Raw genomic sequence first — 272 nt, 5'->3', positions numbered from 1 at the left:
TCGCCGCCGGCGCCGAAGCCGTTGCCCTTGCCGCGGCCGATATTGAGCAGATCACGCCCGCCGCCCTGGCCTTGCCCCTGGCCCTGCTGGGCCTCGGCCGTGTCGATCAGGAAATTGGCCTCGACCGGCGAAGGCGCCAGGCCGATGGCGACCACCAACGGTAGCAGGGCGGTGCCGGCCAGGGTGGCGATGGCGGCGATCGCCGCTGCCAGGGGCAACAGGGCAAAGCGTGGGGCCAGGGTACTCGTCATAGGGGGAACCTCACGACAGAC

General features: G+C 71.0%; 1 protein-coding gene. It reads right to left on the bottom strand.

Annotation, left to right across the window (positions count from 1 at the left end):
* Positions 1–251 (bottom strand): hypothetical protein (locus IOC61_RS17555; RefSeq protein ID WP_195690021.1); only part of this gene is annotated, 251 nt, incomplete at its 3' end.
* Between the last annotated feature and the right edge of the window lie 21 nt (positions 252–272).

The organism is Halomonas sp. KAO (genome assembly GCF_015595025.1).
Classification (GTDB): domain Bacteria; phylum Pseudomonadota; class Gammaproteobacteria; order Pseudomonadales; family Halomonadaceae; genus Halomonas.
The sequence above is the reverse complement of the archived record's forward strand: the minus strand, read 5'-3'. Positions and strand labels throughout refer to the sequence as shown.